The following is a 17,548-nucleotide window of genomic DNA, read 5'->3' on the forward strand; positions in this document are numbered from 1 at the left end:
CGAAGTCCAGATGTCGTAAGGACATGGCTTCGTCCTTGCTTAGCGCTCGACCTCGCCCTTGATGAACTTCTCGACGTTGGCCAGGGCCTCGTCGTCGAAGTACTGGACCGGCGGGGACTTCATGAAGTAGCTCGACGCCGACAGGATCGGGCCGCCGATGCCGCGGTCCTTGGCGATCTTCGCGGCGCGCAGGGCGTCGATGATGACACCGGCGGAGTTCGGGGAGTCCCACACCTCGAGCTTGTACTCGAGGTTCAGCGGGACGTCGCCGAAGGCACGGCCCTCGAGACGGACGTAGGCCCACTTGCGGTCGTCGAGCCACGCGACGTAGTCGGACGGGCCGATGTGGACGTTCTTCTCGCCGAGCTCACGGTCGGGGATCTGCGAGGTGACGGCCTGCGTCTTGGAGATCTTCTTGGACTCGAGGCGGTCGCGCTCGAGCATGTTCTTGAAGTCCATGTTGCCGCCGACGTTGAGCTGCATGGTGCGCTCAAGACGGACACCGCGGTCCTCGAACAGCTTCGCCATGACGCGGTGCGTGATGGTGGCGCCGACCTGCGACTTGATGTCGTCGCCGACGATCGGGACGCCCGCCTCGGTGAACTTGTCCGCCCACTCCTTGGTGCCGGCGATGAAGACCGGGAGGGCGTTGACGAAGGCGACCTTGGCGTCGATGGCGCACTGGGCGTAGAACTTCGCCGCGTCCTCGGAGCCGACGGGCAGGTAGCAGACGAGAACGTCGACCTGGCGGTCCTTGAGGATCTGGACGACGTCGACCGGGGCCTCGGCGGACTCCTCGATGGTCATCCGGTAGTACTTGCCCAGGCCGTCCAGGGTGTGGCCGCGCTGCACGGTCACGCCCGTGTTCGGGACGTCGCAGATCTTGATGGTGTTGTTCTCGCTGGCGCCGATGGCGTCCGAGAGGTCGAGGCCGACCTTCTTCGCGTCCACGTCGAAGGCGGCGACGAACTCGACATCGCCGACGTGGTAGTCGCCGAACTGGACGTGCATCAGGCCGGGGACCTTGGTCGCCGGGTCGGCGTCCTTGTAGTACTCGACGCCCTGCACCAGCGAGGCGGCGCAGTTGCCCACGCCGACGATGGCTACGCGAACCGAACCCATTCCGGTTGCTCCCTGTTTGTTCTCGGACGAGGCCTGCGTGGCGCAGGGCCTCATTTTGCGGTTTCGTCAGGCGGCCCGGGACGTCTCTGGTCCCGTCCCGCCCGCTCGCTCTCGATGAGCTCGTTCAGCCAGCGCACTTCGCGCTCCACGGATTCCATTCCGTGTCGCTGCAGCTCGAGCGTGTAGTCGTCGAGGCGCTCACGTGTACGGGCGAGCGAGGCGCGCATCTTCTCCAGGCGCTCCTCGAGCCTGCTGCGGCGGCCCTCCAGTACCCGCATCCGCACGTCTCGTTCGGTCTGGCCGAAGAAGGCGAAGCGGGCGGCGAAGGACTCGTCCTCCCAGGTGTCGGGCCCGGTGTGGGACAGGAGCTCCTCGAAATGCTCCTTGCCCGCTGCCGTCAACCGGTAGACGATCTTGGCGCGGCGCCCTGCGAGTGAAGCGGCGAGAGCGTCCTCGGGGGCGTTGCCCGGCTCCTCGATCAACCAGCCGTTGGCGACGAGCGTCTTCAGGCAGGGATAGAGCGTTCCGTAACTGAACGCCCGGAACACCCCCAGCGAGGTGTTGAGCCGCTTGCGCAGCTCGTACCCGTGCATGGGGGATTCGCGGAGCAGGCCGAGGACAGCGAACTCGAGGATGCCGGAGCGTCTGCTCATCCGCCCTTTCCACCTCCGCCCCAGAGCTGTTTATGTCGAGCTGATGTATCGGCTCGATACATCCAGACGATAGAACGGGCCGACCGAACCGACAAGGCCAGACGTGGTGACCGGCGTCACATCACCAATTCGCAGCAGGCAAGTTGCCTGATTTGGGGTGAACTTCGGCGGTGGGTGGGTTTTGAGCGTGCGTACTCTGTTCGCCATGACACCGGGGGGAACCGGAAGCCACCTGCCGCCGCCAGGTCACGCGCCTGCCTGAGGAGTAGTCGTTCGATGAGCGAGCACCGCCGCAAACCGCCGCAGTCGCCCGACGGCGGCCGCGCAGCGGCCCGCCGGGCCGCCCAGCTGCGCCCCGGCCGGGGCGCAGCGCCCGGACACGATGTCCCCACCGCTTCACCCAGCAGCTCCTACGGACCGCCCGGCGGGAGCCGCGCCGGAGCCCGCCGGGCCGTGCAGCGCGATGGCGCCGCAGGCCGCGGCCGGGGCCGTGGCGGCACCGGAACCGGAACCGGAACCGGAACCGGAGCCGGCCGCCCGCGCAAGGGCCTGATCAACTACCCGCGTGCCGACCGGGACGGCTGGCGCCGCTTCGTGCCGTCGTGGAAGCTCGTCTGTGGCACGATGCTGGGCTTCTTCGCGATCATCACGGCCGGATCGGGCATCGGCATCGCGATGGTGGGCAAGCCCGACCCGCACAAGGCCGCCCAGGCCCAGAACAACGTCTTCTACTGGGCCAATGGCGAGCAGATGGCCGCCACCGGTGGCACCACCAACCGGCAGATCGTCCCGATCAGCGACATCCCGCAGTCGATGCAGAACGCCGTGATCGCGGCGGAGAACGAGTCCTTCGAGACCGACAAGGGCGTGGACCCGATGGGTATCGCCCGGGCCGTGGTCAACATGGCCAGCGGCGGCTCCACCCAGGGCGGCTCGACGATCACCCAGCAGTACGTCAAGAACACCTACCTCGGCTCCGAGCAGACGCTCAAGAGGAAGGTCACCGAGCTCTTCATCTCGATCAAGCTGGGTGTGAGCGAGGAGAAGTCGACGGTCCTGGCGGGCTACCTCAACACCGCCTACTACGGCCGTGACGCCTACGGAATCCAGGCCGCCTCCCGCGCGTACTTCGGCAAGGACTGCAAGGACCTCACGCCGTCCGAGGGGGCGTTCCTCGCGGCCGTCCTCAAGGGTCCCAACCTGTACAACCCGGACGGCGGCATCGGTGCCGCGGCCACCCCCAAGGACAACACCGAGCGGGCCATGAAGCGCTGGGCCTGGGTGCTGGACCGCGAGGTCGAGGTCGGCAGGATGGACCGGGCCGAGCGGGCCAAGTACACCGAGTTCCCCAAGCTCGTCGACTCCGAGCAGGCCCGCTCCCTGGGCGGGCAGACCGGCTACCTGGTCGAGACGGCCAAGCAGTACGTCATGAAGACCAAGAACATCAGCGCCGAGGAGATGGCGCGCGGCGGCTACCGGATCACCACCACCTTCCAGAAGCCCAGGGTGGACGCGCTGGTCAAGGCGGTGGAGGACACCCGTAACGACTTCCTGGACGAGAAGGCCCGCCCCCAGTACGACACCTTCGTGCAGTTCGGCGCGGCCTCCGTCGACGTGAAGACCGGTGCGATCGTCGCCCTGTACGGCGGGCCCGGCTGGGACAAGAAGTACTTCAGCAACAACGCCAACACCCAGGGCGTCCCGGTCGGCTCGACCTGGAAGCCGTACGTGCTGGCCGCCGCGATGCAGTACGGCACCCAGAACTCCAAGGGCGAGGGCCTGTCGGTCGACAGCAAGTACAACGGCAACGACCTCACGGTCATCACCAACCGTGACGGCAAGCCACTGCGCGACGCGGCCGGCAAGCCGTTCCAGCAGAAGAACGAGAGCGAGACCGCGTACGGCTACGTGACCCTCAACGAGGCGATGGAGAAGTCCATCAACACGCCGTTCGCGCAGCTCGTCTTCGACGTGGGCCACGACAAGGTCCGCCAGGTCGCCGAGTCCACCGGCATCCTCAAGGAGTCGATGAACCCCAACCCCGACGCCTCGTTCGCGCTCGGCACCTCCACCCCCAGCGCCATCCGGATGGCCGACTCCTACGCGACCTTCGCCGCCTCCGGCACCCACCACGAGCCGTTCTCCGTCACCAAGGTGCTCAAGAACGGCCAGGAGGTGCCCGGCTTCGAGCCGCCCAAGGCGCAGAAGGCCATGGACAACTCCATCGCCGACAACATGACCAAGGTCCTGGAGAACGTCGTCCAGAACGGCACGGGCACCAAGGCGAAGAAGCTGGGCCGGCCGGCCGCCGGCAAGACCGGCACCACCGACGAGAACAAGTCGGCCTGGTTCGTCGGCTACACCCCGGAGCTCTCCACCGCCGTCACGCTCTTCCGCAGCGACCCCAATTCAGAGGACAAGAAGCTCATGTCCATGAACAACGTCGGCGGCATCCCCTCCATCCACGGTGGCGACATCCCCGCCGAGATCTGGACGGAGTACATGAAGGAGGCCCTCAAGGGCACTCCGGTCAAGCGCTTCCCCGAGGCGGACCCCATCGGAGTGGTGGCCGACGCCCTGGGCGCCCCGAAGCCCACGCCGACGCCGACGATGACCCTGCCCCCGTCGACCTCGCCCTCCCCGTCGGCCACCCCGTCGACGAGCCCGTCCCCGTCCAAGGGCGGCAAGCCGTCCTGCAAGCCGTGGGACATCTACTGCGACCCGGGAACCGTGTCCGGGGGCGCCCAGGGCGGCATGAACAACGGCGGGACGAGCGACGGAGGCGTGAGCAACGGAGGTGTCAACAGCGGACCCTCCGGCGCTCCGTCGCCCTCGGGCACGAAGACGGGCCGACCGGGCAGGCCCGGAGGCAGCATCTGGGGGAGCAGCGGCTGAGCCGGCCGTTCCCGTCCGTGGGCCGTCGCACTTCGGTGCGGCGGCCCTCGCCGTATCCACAGGCGGGTACGGCAGGATGAGCGCATGACGAAGGTGCACGAGGACCGTCCCGTACTGCCGACGCAGACGGACGAGGTCGCAGCGGCCGGCAGCCAGTTCCTGGGCGGTCCGCTGGGCCGCCATGCCCGGCTCGGCGGCCACTGGCTGAGTCCGGTCAGGGTCGTCGTCCTCGTCGCGATCGGCATGTTCGCCCTCGGCATGGTGCAGAAGCTGCCCTGCTACGACTGGGCGTGGTTCCGCGGCGCCGGCTCGCAGTACACCCACGCCTGCTACTCCGACATCCCGCACCTGTTCGTCGCCCGCGGGTTCTCCGAGAACCTCACGCCGTACTTCGACCGCATCCCCGGCGACATGCAGTACCTGGAGTACCCGGTCCTCACCGGGCTCTTCATGGAGATCGCCTCCTGGGTCACCCCCACCGGCGGCAGCATGCAGCACCGCGAGCAGATCTACTGGATGGTCAACGCGGGCATGCTGATGGCCTGCGCCGCGGTGATCGCCGTGTGCGTGGCCCGCACCCACCGCCGGCGCCCCTGGGACGGTCTGCTCTTCGCCCTGGCGCCCGCCTTCGCGCTCACGGCGACCATCAACTGGGACCTCCTGGCGATCGCGCTGACGGCCGCCGCGATGCTGATGTGGTCCCGCGGCCGTGCCCTGGCCTTCGGAGTCCTCATCGGACTCGCCACCGCCGCCAAGCTCTATCCCGTCCTGCTGCTCGGACCGCTGTTCGTGCTCTGCTGGCGGGCCGGGAAGTGGCGCCCGTTCTGCCTCGCGGCGATCGGCGCCGCCGGCTCCTGGCTCGTGGTGAACCTGCCCGTGATGGTGGGGGCCTGGGAGGGGTGGAAGAAGTTCTACACCTTCAGCCAGGAGCGGCCCATCGACTTCGGCTCCGTGTGGCTGCTGATCTCGCAGCGCGCCGGGATCCCCCTGGACAACGCCAACACCTATGCCACGCTGCTGACCCTGGTGCTGTGCGCGGGCATCGGCCTGCTCGCCCTGACCGCCCCGCGCCGGCCCCGCTTCGCGCAGCTGGCCTTCCTGGTCGTCGCCGTCTTCATCCTGGCCAACAAGGTCTACTCGCCGCAGTACGTGCTGTGGCTGATCCCGCTGGTGGCGCTGGCGCGCCCGCGCTGGCGCGACGTCCTGATCTGGCAGGCGTGCGAGGTCGTGTACTTCCTCGGGATCTGGATGTACCTCGCCTACACGACCAGCGGGGACAAGCACCAGGGGCTGCCCGTGGAGGGCTACCAGCTGGCGATCGCCGCGCATCTGCTGGGCACGCTCTACCTGTGCGTGGTGGTCGTGCGCGACATCCTGATGCCCGAGCGGGACGTCGTACGCCGCGACGGCGTCGACGACCCCTCCGGAGGCGTCCTGGACGGGGCCGAGGACGTCTTCAGCCTCACACACGCCACGAGGGCGCCGCGGTACGCGGCGCCCTCGCAGGGACAGCGGGTCGACTGGGGCTCGGACCCCAGGCTCTGAGCGGCGCCGCTCAGGCGTCGAGCAGCCGGTCGAACTGGGTGGTGGTGTGCCGCAGGTGCGCCACCAGCTCGTCGCCCACCTTGGGCTCCTCGGCGTCCGAGGGCACGAACAGGATCGACACCTGCATGTGCGGCGGCTCGGCGAACCAGCGCTGCTTGCCCGCCCACACGAATGGCGAAAGGTTCCGGTTGACGGTCGCCAGGCCGGCGCGCGCGACGCCCTTGGCGCGCGGCATGACGCCGTGCAGGGCCTTCGGGGCCTCCAGGCCCACCCCGTGCGAGGTACCGCCCGCGACCACGACCAGCCAGCCGTCGGAGGCGGCCTTCTGCTGGCGGTAGCCGAACCGGTCGCCCTTGGCCACCCGCGTGACGTCGAGCACCGAACCCCGGTACTCGGTCGCGTCGTGGTCGCCCAGCCACAGCCGGGTGCCGATCCGGGCCCGGAAGCGGGTCTGCGGGAACTGCTGCTGCAGCCGCATCAGGTCCTGGGACTTGAGGTGGCTGACGAACATGGTGTGCAGCGGCAGCCGGGCCGCGCGCAGCTGGTCCATCCAGCCGATGACCTCCTCGACGGCGTCCGAGCCGTCGGGGCGGTCCAGGGGCAGGTGCAGGGCGAAGCCCTCCAGCCGGACGTCCTCGATCGCCGCGTGCAGCAGCCCGAGATCCTGCTCGGAGACGCCGTGGCGCTTCATCGAGCTCATGCACTCGATCACGACACGGGCGCCGACCAGACCGCGGACCCCGTCCACCGAGGACACGGAACGGATGACCCGGTCGGGCAGCGGCACCGGCTCCTCGCCCCGCCGGAACGGGGTGAGGACCAGCAGGTCACCGCTGAACATGTCCTTGATGCGGGCGGCCTCGTACGTCGTGCCCACCGCCAGGACGTCGGCACCCAGCCGGGTCGCCTCCTCGGCGAGCCGCTCGTGGCCGAAGCCGTAGCCGTTGCCCTTGCAGACCGGGATCATGCCGGGGAACTGGTCGAGCACCTGCTTCTGGTGCGCACGCCAGCGCGCGGTGTCGACGTAGAGCGTGAGCGCCATGGCCCGTCCAGCACCTTTCTCGAAAACAGCGGGGTCAGTGATCAGTGATCAGCGGCGCGACATGTAGATGTCGAGCGCCTTGTGCAGCAGCTTGTTGAGCGGGAAGTCCCACTCGCCGACGTACTCGACGGCCTCGCCACCCGTGCCGACCTTGAACTGGATCAGGCCGAACAGGTGATCGTTCTCGTCCAGGGTGTCACTGATTCCGCGCAGGTCGTACACGCTCGCGCCGAGCGCGTACGCGTCGCGCAGCATCCGCCACTGCATCGCGTTGGACGGCCGCACCTCGCGCTTGTGGTTGGCCGAGGCGCCGTAGGAGTACCAGACGTGCTGCCCGACGGTGATCATCGTGGCCGCGGCCAGCGGCTCGCCCTCGTGCTTGGCGATGTACAGCCGCATCCGGTTGGGGTCCTCGGAGTTGAGGGCCGTCCACTGGCGCTGGAAGTAGCTGAGCGGGCGCGGGCGGAACTTGTCGCGCACGGCCGTGACCTCGTAGAGGTCCTGCCACACCGGCAAGTCCTCGTAGCCGCCCTGGACGACCTCGACGCCGGCCTTCTCGGCCTTCTTGATGTTGCGGCGCCACAGCTGGTTGAAGCCCTTGAGGACGTCGTCCAGCGAGCGGTTGGCCAGCGGCACCTGGAAGACGTAGCGGGGCTGGACGTCGCCGAACCCGGCGCCGCCGTCCTCGCCCTGCTGCCAGCCCATCCGGCGCAGCTTGTCCGACACCTCGAACGCGCGCGGCTCGATGTGCGAGGCCTCCACGTCGCGCAGGCGCCTGACCTCCGGGTCCTGGATGCCGGACTTGATGGCCGCCGCGTTCCAGCGGCGGATGACGACGGGCGGGCCCATCTTCACGGTGAAGGCGCCCTGGTGCTTCAGGTGCGCCAGCATCGGCTGGAGCCACTCCTCCAGATTGGGCGCGTACCAGTTGATGACCGGGCCCTCGGGCAGGTACGCGAGGTACCGCTTGACCTTGGGCAGCTGCCGGTACAACACGAGGGCGACGCCCACGAGTTCTCCGGATCCGTCGAACCAACCGAGGTTCTCGGAACGCCACTCGTTCTTCACGTCGGCCCACGCCGGGACCTGGCAGTGGCTCGCCGACGGCAGGCTCTGGAGGTATGCCAGATGCTGCTCTCGGCTAATGGTCCTCAGGGACAGGCTCATGCGGGGCGTCTCCTCCGGCGGCTTCGCTGGGTATGGCGCGAAGCCTACTGTGACAAGGGCGCCACCCATCTGGGGGACGGGTGGCGTCCGGTCGCGGAGATACCCCGGTCAGCCCATCAGGCCGCCGAAGAGACCGCCGTGGGCCATGCCGAGGTAGAACCCGAGGGATGCGGCGCCGAGCCCAATGATCAAGGCGAATCGCTCGCGTGTCGTCACCGAGATGAACTGTCCGTAGAGCCCGGTGATGATCCCGATGAGGCCGGTCCAGGAGCTCAGCAGGTGCAGGTTGTGGAAGAAACCGGTGACGAACGCCACGGCGCCGAGCACCAAGGTCACCGCCAGCAGGGTGTCCTGGAGCGGATGGGGCTTGCCGTCGGACGCCAGTAGAGAGATTTCGGGCTGGGGACGCATTGCCTGTGCCATGAGGGGCACCTCCCGGCGGAGAGAGACGTGTCGCGCAAGGCCACGCCTGGTTTCTCCCGGCATAGCACCACGCACACCCGATGTGTACAGATTGTGGCCCTTCACCGCCGGATTTCAACCGGAAGGACGGGAGCAGGTACTCTGTACGGTCTGCACTGGTGTCTGCTCTGACGCCGTGCACACGCATCACGACCCTCCTGCCACGGAACGACCGTGGCCGCTGAGTCCAAAGGAGGTGGGTTCCACATGCGTCACTACGAGGTGATGGTCATCCTCGACCCCGATCTCGAGGAGCGCGCTGTCTCCCCGCTGATCGAGAACTTCCTCTCCGTCGTCCGTGAGGGCAACGGAAAGGTGGAGAAGGTCGACACCTGGGGCCGTCGTCGTCTCGCTTACGAGATCAAGAAGAAGCCCGAGGGCATCTACTCGGTCATCGACCTGCAGGCCGAGCCTGCGGTCGTCAAGGAGCTCGACCGCCAGATGAACCTGAACGAGTCGGTCCTCCGGACCAAGGTCCTCCGTCCCGAGACCCACTGAACTCCGGTTCAGCGGTAATCGGGTCCGAGTAGCAACAAGCAGCCCAGAAGCAATCCCCGCCGAGAGGTTCATCCATGGCAGGCGAGACCGTCATCACGGTCGTCGGCAATCTCGTCGACGACCCCGAGCTGCGCTTCACCCCCTCGGGTGCGGCGGTCGCGAAGTTCCGTGTCGCGTCCACCCCCCGCACCTTCGACCGCCAGACCAATGAGTGGAAGGACGGCGAGAGCCTGTTCCTGACCTGCTCGGTGTGGCGTCAGGCGGCCGAGAACGTCGCCGAGTCCCTTCAGCGGGGCATGCGCGTCGTCGTGCAGGGCCGGCTGCGGCAGCGGTCCTACGAGGACCGTGAGGGTGTCAAGCGCACGGTCTTCGAGCTGGACGTCGAGGAAGTCGGCCCCAGCCTGCGCAACGCCACGGCCAAGGTCACCAAGACCACCGGTCGCGGCGGCCAGGGTGGCTACGGCGGCGGTGGCGGTCAGCAGGGCGGTGGCGGCAACTGGGGCGGAGCCCCCAGCGGCGGCGGCCAGCAGGGCGGCGGAGCTCCCTCCGACGACCCCTGGGCGTCCAGCGCGCCGGCCGGCGGCCAGCAGCAGGGCGGAGGCGGCTGGGGTGGAAACTCCGGCGGCTCCGGCGGCGGCTACTCGGACGAGCCGCCCTTCTAGGGCAGCCCGTACCCAAACTTCTTGATCACACAGGAGAAACACCATGGCGAAGCCGCCTGTGCGCAAGCCTAAGAAGAAGGTCTGCGCGTTCTGCAAGGACAAGACCGCGTACGTGGACTACAAGGACACGAACATGCTGCGGAAGTTCATTTCCGACCGTGGCAAGATCCGTGCCCGCCGCGTCACCGGCAACTGCACGCAGCACCAGCGTGACGTCGCCACGGCCGTGAAGAACAGCCGTGAGATGGCGCTGCTGCCCTACACGTCCACCGCGCGCTAAGGAAAGGGTGACCGACTGATGAAGATCATCCTGACCCACGAGGTGTCCGGCCTCGGTACCGCCGGTGACGTCGTCGACGTCAAGGACGGTTACGCTCGCAACTACCTGGTCCCGCGCGGTTTCGCGATCCGCTGGACCAAGGGTGGCGAGAAGGACGTGGCGCAGATCCGCCGCGCCCGCAAGATCCACGAGATCGCGACCATCGAGCAGGCCAACGAGGTCAAGGCCAAGCTCGAGGGCACGAAGGTCCGTCTGGCCACCCGCTCGGGTGACGCCGGCCGTCTCTTCGGCTCCGTGACCCCGGCCGACATCGCCACGGCGATCGAGGCTTCCGGTGGTCCGAAGGTCGACAAGCGCCGCGTCGAGCTGGCGTCCCCGATCAAGACCCTCGGTTCGCACCAGGTCTCCGTGCGTCTGCACGCCGAGGTCGTCGCGAACGTGGGCGTCGAGGTCGTCGCCGCCTGAGCGGTTGCTCGCTGAGCGTATGAAGGGCCGCACCCTCCGGGGTGCGGCCCTTCATCGTGTTTCACGTGAAACCGGCGTTTCACGTGAAACATCGACCTCCGGGTACGACCGGTCCCCTACCGGGTGGCTCCGGTGACCAGCCAGCGGCCCGACCGGGCCCGCAGCTGGAGGGTGACCATGCGGACGACCATCATCAGCGTCATCGCCCACCACAGAGCCGTCAGGCCGCCTCCCAGAGCCGGGACGAGCAGCGCGACCGGGGCGAACACCGCGAGCGTCACCAGCATCGCCCCGGCCAGGTAACGGCCGTCGCCGGCGCCCATGAGGACGCCGTCCAGGACGAAGACGATCCCGGAGACCGGCTGGGAGAGCGCGACCACCAGCAGGGCCGGCAGAAGTGCCGCCTCGACCGCCGGATCGCTGGTGAACAACGGGATGAACAGCGGACGGGAGACCGCCACCAGCAGGCCCAGTACGACGCCCGCCACGACACCCCACTGCACCATGCGGCGGCAGACGGCCTTGGCGCCCTCGCGGTCCCCCGCACCGAGGTAGCGGCCGATGATGGCCTGCCCGGCGATCGCGATGGCATCCAGGGCGAAGGCGAGCAGGCTCCACAGGGCCAGCAGGATCTGGTGCGCGGCGATGTCGGCGTCGCCCAGCCGGGCGGCGACGGCCGTCGCGATCATCAGGACGGCGCGCAGCGACAGCGTGCGCACCAGCAGCGGTGCGCCGGCCTGGGCGCAGGCCCGGATCCCGGCGGCGTCGGGCCGCAGCGAGGCGTGGTGCTCGCGGGCGCCGCGGACGACCACGAGGAGATAGGCGGCGGCCATGGCGCACTGGGCGAGAACGGTGCCCCAGGCGGAGCCGGCGATGCCGAGGCCGGCGCCGTAGACCAGGCCGACGTTCAGGGCCGCGTTGAGGGCGAAGCCGCCGATGGCGACGTACAGCGGGGTGCGGGTGTCCTGGAGGCCGCGCAGGACGCCGGTGGCGGCCAGCACGACGAGCATGGCGGGGATTCCGAGGGCGGAGATCCGCAGATAGGTCACCGCGTACGGGGTGACGGTGTCGGAGGCCCCGAGAAGGGAGACCAGCGCGGGGGCGGTGGGCAGGACGGCGGCGACGACGGCCGCGCCCAGCAGCAGGGCGAGCCATATGCCGTCCATGCCCTGGCGTATCGCCGCTCGCAGATCGCCGGCGCCGACCCGCCGGGCGACGGCCGCGGTCGTGGCGTAGGCGAGGAAGACGAAGACGCTGACGGCGGTGGTCAGGAGGGCTGCCGCGACCCCGAGACCGGCCAGCTGAGGGGTCCCGAGGTGGCCCACGATGGCGCTGTCGGCCATCAGGAAGAGGGGCTCGGCGACGAGGGCGCCGAAGGCGGGGACCGCGAGGGAGAGGATCTCGCGGTCGTGCCGTCCCGGGGCAGCCTTCGGGGTCTTCGTGGCCTGTGTCATGCGCCCAATCTAATCTTCCACAGGTAATAGACGCAACTGCCTTTGGATCCTTACGTGCGCGCTGACTTGGGCATTCCTTCCACCCGTGTGCGGACGATCTCGTGACAGCGGCCAAGATTTTTCCGGCACACGGGTCGTGGAAGGAGAAAGGCCAGGTCAGGTGGGGTAACGGGGAGGGTCAGGTGATTTTGTCCACAGCGTCGTCCCCCGGTCCGTACACAGGCCGCGAGGACTTACCCACAGCATTGGGCGAGTCATCCACATCTCATCCACACAGCCTGTGGATAACAAGATTGGCTGACGTCGTCCGCGGCCCTACCGTTGTGCGTTGCCCGACGCGCCGAGTGCCGGTCCGGGCGTCCCACATGTCAGAGCCGTGTCGTAGAAAGACTGACACGGCGAGGTCCGCGTTGCGGACGGGAGGAGGCGGCCCGGTGAGCATTCCCGAGCCCTTGGACGACCCCTGGGCCGACAGCGGTCCCAGTGACCGTCTGCCCGTCTCCCGCCCCCGCCGAGGCGAGGGCCGCGGCCGCGGCGAGGAGCAGCACGAGCGGGGCCGCGAGGGCGGTTCCTGGGACGGCGGGGGCGGCGGCTTCGAGCGGGTCCCCCCGCAGGACCTGGACGCCGAGCAGTCCGTGCTCGGCGGCATGCTGCTGTCCAAGGACGCGATCGCCGACGTCGTCGAGGTCATCAAGGGGCACGACTTCTACCGCCCCTCCCACGAGACGATCTACCAGGCGATCCTGGACCTCTACGCCAAGGGCGAGCCGGCCGACCCGATCACGGTCGCCGCCGAGCTCACGAAGCGCGGTGAGATCACCAAGGTCGGCGGCGCCTCGTACCTGCACACGCTCGTGCAGTCGGTCCCGACGGCGGCCAACGCCGAGTACTACGCGGAGATCGTCCACGAGCGGGCCGTGCTGCGCCGTCTGGTGGCGGCCGGTACCAAGATCACGCAGATGGGATACGCGGGCGACGGCGACGTCGACGAGATCGTCAACAGCGCCCAGGCCGAGATCTACGCCGTCACCGAGCAGCGGACCTCCGAGGACTACCTGCCGCTGGGCGACATCATGGAGGGCGCGCTCGACGAGATCGAGGCCATCGGCTCCCGCAGCGGTCAGATGTCCGGCGTGCCGACCGGTTTCACGGACCTCGACTCGCTGACCAACGGTCTGCACCCCGGCCAGATGATCGTCATCGCGGCCCGTCCCGCCATGGGCAAGTCCACCCTCGCGCTGGACTTCGCCCGCGCCTGCTCCATCAAGAGCAACCTGCCGAGCGTCATCTTCTCCCTCGAAATGGGCCGCAACGAGATCGCGATGCGCCTGCTGTCGGCGGAGGCACGGGTGGCCCTGCACCACATGCGCTCCGGCACGATGACGGACGACGACTGGACGCGGCTGGCCCGCCGGATGCCGGACGTCTCCGCCGCCCCGCTGTACATCGACGACTCGCCCAACCTGTCGATGATGGAGATCCGCGCCAAGTGCCGCCGGCTCAAACAGCGCAACGACCTCTCGCTCGTGGTCATCGACTACCTCCAGCTGATGCAGTCCGGTGGCGCGCGGCGCCCCGAGAGCCGTCAGCAGGAGGTCTCGGACATGTCCCGAAACCTCAAGCTGCTGGCGAAGGAGCTGGAGGTCCCGGTCATCGCGCTGTCGCAGCTGAACCGTGGTCCGGAACAGCGCACCGACAAGAAGCCGATGGTCTCCGACCTGCGTGAGTCGGGTTCCATCGAGCAGGACGCCGACATGGTCATCCTGTTGCACCGCGAGGACGCCTACGAGAAGGAGTCTCCGCGCGCGGGCGAGGCGGACCTGATCGTGGCCAAGCACCGTAACGGTCCCACCGCGACGATCACCGTGGCGTTCCAGGGCCACTATTCGCGCTTCGTGGACATGGCCAACACCTAGCTGTACGGGGCGTTGGCACTCCAGACACCCGAACTCGCGAATGCCTTCCAGCAGGAAGCCCTCAGCTTCCTTGCTACGGAACTAGTTCTTGACTTATGGGTCAAGAACGATGTTAGTGTTCTGATCATGGGAAGGCCCAAGCAGTTCGATCCGGATGTCGCCGTCGAGCGCGCCATGAACGTGTTCTGGCGGAAGGGCTATGCCGCGACCACGCCGCAGGACCTCGTTGACGCGATCGGCATCGGCAAGGGCAGCCTCTACAACACCTTCGGCAGCAAACATGCCCTGTTCGAGATGGCGCTTCGCCGCTACCGCGACAGCCAGGCCGTCGCGCTCATCGAGATGTTCGAGGAGCCCGGCCCGATCAAGGTGCGCCTGCGCACGACGTTGCAGTTCCTTGCCGAGATGGACCTTGCCGACCCGGACCGTCGGGGCTGCATGGCCGTGAATACCGCGGCAGAACTCGCGGGCACGGACCAGGTGGCAACCGAACTCGTCCAGCGCATGTTCGCCCGCACCGAGGATGCCCTCCGCGCACTGATCGAAGAAGGGCAACGTTCCGGAGAGATCGCACCGGACCGTGATCCCGCAGCCTGGGGGAGCCTGCTGCTGAACACGGTCGTGGGCCTGCGGCTCATGGCGCGTGTTGCCGAATCCTCTGATCGGCTCGTCCGAGTGATCGACGCGACGGTCGACTCCCTCTAAGTCGAACCAGCAGCACTTGTCCGCCTGGGTGGCTGCTGCCCACATTTTGTACTTACGGTTCAAAAATTGGAGTGTCGTGCACCTCAACCTCACCGCCAAGACGGCCGTCGTCACCGGTGCCAGTCGCGGCATCGGACTCGCCACCGTCCGGACTCTCACGGCCGAGGGCGTCCGCGTCGTCGGCGCTGCCCGCACCATCACGCCCGAGCTGAAGGAAACCGGCGCATACACGGTGTCTGCCGACCTGAGCACCGCCGAGGGCGTCGCCACGCTCATGGACAGCGCCCTCACTGAACTGGGCGGCATCGACCTGCTGGTGAACAACGTCGGAGCCGGGGACGACGTGGAGCCCGTCGGCTTCCTCGACACCGACGACTCCCGGTGGGTCCGCGTTATCGACCTCAACCTGCTCAGTGCCGTCCGCGCCGCCCGAGCGGCGCTGCCGAGCCTGATCGAGCGCCGTGGGTCGATCGTCAACGTCGCGTCCATCAACTCCCGTCTGCCCGCCGCCGGCCCGGTCGCCTACAGCGCGGCCAAGGCGGCCCTCGCCGCACTCGGCAAGTCCTTGGCCGAGGAGTTCGGGCCCCAGGGCGTGCGCGTGAACACCGTCTCGCCCGGAGTGGTCCGCACTGCCATATGGGAAGACCCCGAAGGGTTCGGTGGCAAAGTGGCGGCCGGAGCCGGGGCGGAGCACGCCGCCTTCCTCCAGCACATCCCGGAAGCCTTCAACATCACCACCGGCCGCATCACCGAACCCGAAGAAGTGGCGGCCCTGATCACGTTCCTTCTCTCCGACGTCGCAGGCAACATCACTGGCGCCGACTACGTCATCGACGGTGGCACCGTCAAGACGCTCTGAACCGGGGAGTCCCGCGGGGCGGGGCTGATTCGTATGGCTGCGGGGCGCGAGATCCTACAGCGGTCTCGGCCGGCGTGTGCTTCTTGGGTGCGGCGAAGAGAGGCGTGTCCTGTCGGCACGTTGCTCCGACCGGCGGGAGGGTGCCGTCGACGAGGTAGCGGCTCTCGTAGGCCTGCACGCAACTGCTCGGGTTGAGCAGTGCCGTGTGACCGACTGCGTCGTAGGTCAGCAGGCGGGCGTTGGCCAGCTCCTCGGCCATGGCTTGCGCGGCCGAGAGCGGAGTGGAGGGATCGTAGGTGTTCCCGACTACGAGGACGGGGTTCGCCGTCGGCTTGTTCCACGGGCCGCGGTAGCGGTCCTCTGCGTACGGCCAGAAGGCGCACCCCGCGGTGGCCCACACCCAGTAGCGTCCGGTATCACCCGAACGGGCGGCGCTGGCCTCTGCGAGGGTGTGATACGCGTCGGGATCACGGGGGTTGGGGCTGTCGCCGCAGAAGACCGCACCGCTCTGCTCCTCGCCCAGGTACGGATTCGGATTGCGGACCGGTGGTCCGGGCGGGAGAGGGGGCGGCGCGGGGGCGCGGCCCTGCCACAGGTCCTGCAGCCTGCCGGCGAGCTCGCGAGCCCTGGGGACGTACAGGCTGCTCACCACGTCGGAGACCGTGACGGCGTAGGTCCAGGAGCCCACGGGATTCTTCCGCAGTCGCTGCAGCAGCTGGTCGAACTTGTCCCGGGTCGCCGTCGGGCTGCCGGCGGAGAACGCGCAACGGGCGGTGGTGGTGTTCCCGCACCGGGTGAGGAATTGCTCCACGGTTGCTTCCGCGCTGCTGCCCGAGCCCAAGCGCTGGAACGACGTGCTCCGGGCGTCGTCGGAGCCGTGGTTCGTCCAGGCTCGCGGGTCCCAATCGCCGTCGAGGACCATGGCGCGGACCGTGCCGGGGAAAAGATTGGCGTAGGTGGCGCCCAGCATCGCGCCGTAGGAGATCCCGTAGTAGGTGAGCTTCTTGTCGCCCACCGCCCGCCGGAGCTGCTCGAGGTCTCGAGCGGTGTCGCCGGTCGTCGTATGACGAAGGAGCTCGGGGGCTTTCCGCTCACAGCGCCGGATCAGCTCCTTGTAGGCGGCGAAGTAGGCCTTTCGCTCCTTCTCGCCCACCGGGAAGCCCGCCGCTTTGCTCGCGTTCCACTCGGCGGCCTCCTTAGGACTGTCGAAGCAGTTCACCGCGGTGCTGTTGCCGATGCCGCGGGGGTCCCAGCTGACGATGTCGAACCGCTCCCGCACCTCGCGGGGGAAGTTCCTGTAGTTCTGTGGCATCTGGACCGTGCCGGGCCCGCCGGGTCCGCCGGGGTTGAAGAGCAGGGTGCCGATGCGCCGATCGGGGTCGGTCGCCTTCCGTCGGACGACTGCCAGCTCGATGGTGCGGCCATCCGGTTCGTCGTAGTCCAGCGGTACCTTCGCGGTCGCGCAGTCGTATGGGCTGGCCTTTGCGCAGGGTTCCCAGTCCAGGTTCGGGGCCGGCACCGAGGGTGTGGGACCTCCGGCCGCGGCGCGGTCGGGCCCGGTCGGAGCGGTCGAGCAGGTCATCAGCGCGGCGATGACGGCGACACCAACCCGACGGCCCGCTCTCGGTCCGGCTATGTGCATCGCTTTCCCTTTCGCAGCCGAGCGCGCGCCGTCCCTCGCTGGAAGTCAGCGCGGATTCACGTCAATAGCACCGTGGCCGGGCAATGCTGTGCGAGCTGACCGAGGCCACGTGGGTGAACTGTCGCCGCGTCGTCGACGGCGGGGCCCGGCCGCCGCCGTGCCGGGTGACGCGGGTCGCGGG

General features: G+C 68.5%; 16 protein-coding genes. 9 read left to right on the plus strand and 7 right to left on the minus strand.

Annotation, left to right across the window (positions count from 1 at the left end; translation table 11 throughout):
* Positions 1-39 precede the first annotated feature (39 nt).
* Together ACZ6KO_RS32285 and ACZ6KO_RS32290 are read right to left on the minus strand one after the other, a co-directional pair.
* A complete protein-coding gene (locus ACZ6KO_RS32285; RefSeq protein WP_401444761.1) occupies positions 40-1,122 on the minus strand; it encodes an inositol-3-phosphate synthase in 1,083 nt (360 codons plus the stop codon).
* Between the two features lie 50 nt (positions 1,123-1,172).
* Positions 1,173-1,775, minus strand: a complete 603-nt coding sequence (locus tag ACZ6KO_RS32290; RefSeq protein ID WP_045945391.1) for a PadR family transcriptional regulator — start codon at positions 1,773-1,775, stop codon at positions 1,173-1,175.
* A 276-nt stretch (positions 1,776-2,051) separates the two neighbouring features.
* Between ACZ6KO_RS32290 and ACZ6KO_RS32295 the strand changes: the two genes are divergently transcribed.
* Both ACZ6KO_RS32295 and ACZ6KO_RS32300 read left to right on the plus strand, forming a co-directional pair.
* On the plus strand, positions 2,052-4,670 hold the full coding sequence (locus ACZ6KO_RS32295) for a transglycosylase domain-containing protein (protein ID WP_469307527.1): 2,619 nt from the start codon (positions 2,052-2,054) through the stop codon (positions 4,668-4,670).
* Positions 4,671-4,754: 84 nt separating this feature from the next.
* On the plus strand, positions 4,755-6,215 hold the full coding sequence (locus tag ACZ6KO_RS32300; protein WP_469307528.1) for a glycosyltransferase family 87 protein: 1,461 nt from the start codon (positions 4,755-4,757) through the stop codon (positions 6,213-6,215).
* A 10-nt stretch (positions 6,216-6,225) separates the two neighbouring features.
* On the opposite strand, the gene ACZ6KO_RS32305 is transcribed toward ACZ6KO_RS32300, so the two are convergent.
* The 3 genes from ACZ6KO_RS32305 to ACZ6KO_RS32315 form a co-directional block, all read right to left on the minus strand.
* Positions 6,226-7,257 carry an alanine racemase gene (locus tag ACZ6KO_RS32305; RefSeq protein WP_469307529.1) on the minus strand — a complete coding sequence of 344 codons (1,032 nt, stop codon included), beginning with the start codon at positions 7,255-7,257 and terminating at the stop codon, positions 6,226-6,228.
* A gap of 48 nt (positions 7,258-7,305) precedes the next feature.
* On the minus strand, positions 7,306-8,424 hold the full coding sequence (locus tag ACZ6KO_RS32310) for a lipid II:glycine glycyltransferase FemX (protein WP_401444751.1): 1,119 nt from the start codon (positions 8,422-8,424) through the stop codon (positions 7,306-7,308).
* 108 nt (positions 8,425-8,532) lie between these two features.
* A complete protein-coding gene (locus tag ACZ6KO_RS32315; RefSeq protein WP_469307530.1) occupies positions 8,533-8,847 on the minus strand; it encodes a hypothetical protein in 315 nt (104 codons plus the stop codon).
* A 246-nt stretch (positions 8,848-9,093) separates the two neighbouring features.
* Between ACZ6KO_RS32315 and rpsF the strand changes: the two genes are divergently transcribed.
* The 4 genes from rpsF to rplI all read left to right on the plus strand — a co-directional run bounded on the left by rpsF (position 9,094) and on the right by rplI (position 10,791).
* Positions 9,094-9,384 (plus strand): 30S ribosomal protein S6, encoded by a 291-nt coding sequence (gene rpsF, locus ACZ6KO_RS32320; RefSeq protein WP_004950685.1) that lies wholly within the window; start codon positions 9,094-9,096, stop codon positions 9,382-9,384.
* A gap of 74 nt (positions 9,385-9,458) precedes the next feature.
* Positions 9,459-10,046, plus strand: a complete 588-nt coding sequence (locus ACZ6KO_RS32325; RefSeq protein WP_401444746.1) for a single-stranded DNA-binding protein — start codon at positions 9,459-9,461, stop codon at positions 10,044-10,046.
* A gap of 43 nt (positions 10,047-10,089) precedes the next feature.
* Positions 10,090-10,326, plus strand: coding sequence for a 30S ribosomal protein S18 (rpsR, locus tag ACZ6KO_RS32330; protein ID WP_005315025.1), 237 nt, complete (start codon positions 10,090-10,092; stop codon positions 10,324-10,326).
* Between the two features lie 18 nt (positions 10,327-10,344).
* Positions 10,345-10,791 (plus strand): 50S ribosomal protein L9, encoded by a 447-nt coding sequence (gene rplI / locus ACZ6KO_RS32335; protein WP_401444744.1) that lies wholly within the window; start codon positions 10,345-10,347, stop codon positions 10,789-10,791.
* Between the two features lie 116 nt (positions 10,792-10,907).
* On the opposite strand, the gene ACZ6KO_RS32340 is transcribed toward rplI, so the two are convergent.
* Complete coding sequence (locus ACZ6KO_RS32340) at positions 10,908-12,245, minus strand: MATE family efflux transporter (protein WP_469307531.1); 1,338 nt, start codon at positions 12,243-12,245, stop codon at positions 10,908-10,910.
* Between the two features lie 434 nt (positions 12,246-12,679).
* On the opposite strand from ACZ6KO_RS32340, the gene dnaB reads away from it, so the two are divergent.
* The 3 genes from dnaB to ACZ6KO_RS32355 all read left to right on the plus strand — a co-directional run bounded on the left by dnaB (position 12,680) and on the right by ACZ6KO_RS32355 (position 15,725).
* Positions 12,680-14,161 (plus strand): replicative DNA helicase, encoded by a 1,482-nt coding sequence (dnaB, locus tag ACZ6KO_RS32345; RefSeq protein WP_469307532.1) that lies wholly within the window; start codon positions 12,680-12,682, stop codon positions 14,159-14,161.
* A gap of 126 nt (positions 14,162-14,287) precedes the next feature.
* The gene (locus ACZ6KO_RS32350) at positions 14,288-14,866 is read left to right on the plus strand and encodes a TetR/AcrR family transcriptional regulator (protein ID WP_469307533.1); all 579 of its coding nucleotides are present in this window, start codon (positions 14,288-14,290) and stop codon (positions 14,864-14,866) included.
* A gap of 76 nt (positions 14,867-14,942) precedes the next feature.
* Positions 14,943-15,725: an oxidoreductase gene (locus ACZ6KO_RS32355; RefSeq protein ID WP_469307534.1), complete on the plus strand. Its 783-nt coding sequence runs from the start codon at positions 14,943-14,945 to the stop codon at positions 15,723-15,725.
* Here ACZ6KO_RS32355 and ACZ6KO_RS32360 read toward each other — a convergent pair.
* A complete protein-coding gene (locus ACZ6KO_RS32360) occupies positions 15,712-17,244 on the minus strand; it encodes an alpha/beta hydrolase (protein WP_469307535.1) in 1,533 nt (510 codons plus the stop codon). The two genes, ACZ6KO_RS32355 and ACZ6KO_RS32360, sit on opposite strands and share 14 nt — an antisense overlap.
* Positions 17,245-17,548: the final 304 nt, after the last annotated feature.

The sequence above is a fragment of the Streptomyces sp. NPDC042102 genome, from assembly GCF_055582305.1.

Coding starts and splice junctions, on each gene's coding strand:
- rplI (WP_401444744.1), top strand. CDS start 10,345: ATGAAGATCATCCTGACCCACGAGGTGTCCGGCCTCGGTACCGCCGGT.
- ACZ6KO_RS32340 (WP_469307531.1), bottom strand. CDS start 12,245: ATGACACAGGCCACGAAGACCCCGAAGGCTGCCCCGGGACGGCACGAC.
- ACZ6KO_RS32305 (WP_469307529.1), bottom strand. CDS start 7,257: ATGGCGCTCACGCTCTACGTCGACACCGCGCGCTGGCGTGCGCACCAG.
- rpsR (WP_005315025.1), top strand. CDS start 10,090: ATGGCGAAGCCGCCTGTGCGCAAGCCTAAGAAGAAGGTCTGCGCGTTC.
- ACZ6KO_RS32300 (WP_469307528.1), top strand. CDS start 4,755: ATGACGAAGGTGCACGAGGACCGTCCCGTACTGCCGACGCAGACGGAC.
- ACZ6KO_RS32290 (WP_045945391.1), bottom strand. CDS start 1,775: ATGAGCAGACGCTCCGGCATCCTCGAGTTCGCTGTCCTCGGCCTGCTC.
- ACZ6KO_RS32350 (WP_469307533.1), top strand. CDS start 14,288: ATGGGAAGGCCCAAGCAGTTCGATCCGGATGTCGCCGTCGAGCGCGCC.
- ACZ6KO_RS32315 (WP_469307530.1), bottom strand. CDS start 8,847: ATGGCACAGGCAATGCGTCCCCAGCCCGAAATCTCTCTACTGGCGTCC.
- ACZ6KO_RS32295 (WP_469307527.1), top strand. CDS start 2,052: ATGAGCGAGCACCGCCGCAAACCGCCGCAGTCGCCCGACGGCGGCCGC.
- rpsF (WP_004950685.1), top strand. CDS start 9,094: ATGCGTCACTACGAGGTGATGGTCATCCTCGACCCCGATCTCGAGGAG.
- ACZ6KO_RS32310 (WP_401444751.1), bottom strand. CDS start 8,424: ATGAGCCTGTCCCTGAGGACCATTAGCCGAGAGCAGCATCTGGCATAC.
- ACZ6KO_RS32325 (WP_401444746.1), top strand. CDS start 9,459: ATGGCAGGCGAGACCGTCATCACGGTCGTCGGCAATCTCGTCGACGAC.
- ACZ6KO_RS32285 (WP_401444761.1), bottom strand. CDS start 1,122: ATGGGTTCGGTTCGCGTAGCCATCGTCGGCGTGGGCAACTGCGCCGCC.